The sequence below is a fragment of the Hyphomonas beringensis genome (genome assembly GCF_000682755.1).
Lineage (GTDB): Bacteria > Pseudomonadota > Alphaproteobacteria > Caulobacterales > Hyphomonadaceae > Hyphomonas > Hyphomonas beringensis.
Genome location: NZ_AWFF01000100.1, coordinates 1 through 542 on the forward strand (window position 1 = coordinate 1; position 542 = coordinate 542).

1 pseudogene is annotated in these 542 nt (G+C 61.1%); it reads right to left on the minus strand.

Features of this window, described 5'->3' with window-relative positions:
• Positions 1–542, minus strand: a pseudogene (locus HY29_RS19455) (hypothetical protein); the annotation flags it as partial.

Here is a 542-nt window from a genome sequence, read left to right on the forward strand (position 1 = left end):
TCCGACATTATTCGCCGTGTCACTGTCCCAATACCCACTGGCGACGACATAATTGCCATTCGTCAGCGCGGTCACACCATGTACGCCCACCTGGTCAGTTGCAGTCGAGCCCACGAGGCTGTTGGTATCATCCACTGCGCCAACAGTTCCGCCGTCACCATTGCCCCATGTCACTGCACCGGCTTTGCTCGCACCGATATTGTTCCACTTCGGGCTGCTGACGACATAATTGCCATTCGTCAGCGCCGTCACACCCTTCTCGCCCACCTGGTCATTTGCAGTCGAGCCCACGAGGCTGTTGGTATCATCCACTGCGCCAACAGTTCCGCCGTCACCATTGCCCCACGTCACCGCTCCGGCCGTCACGCCTGCCACCCCCTTCGTGCCATCGCCCCACGTCACCGCTCCGGCCCTGACCTCCGAGTCATTACCCCAGAGAGGGGTCCGGACAACATAGTTGCCATTCGTCAGCGCCGTCACACCGCCATAGCCCACCCGGTCATTTGCGTGCGAGCCCGTAAGTGTGCTTATCAGCGCGCCGG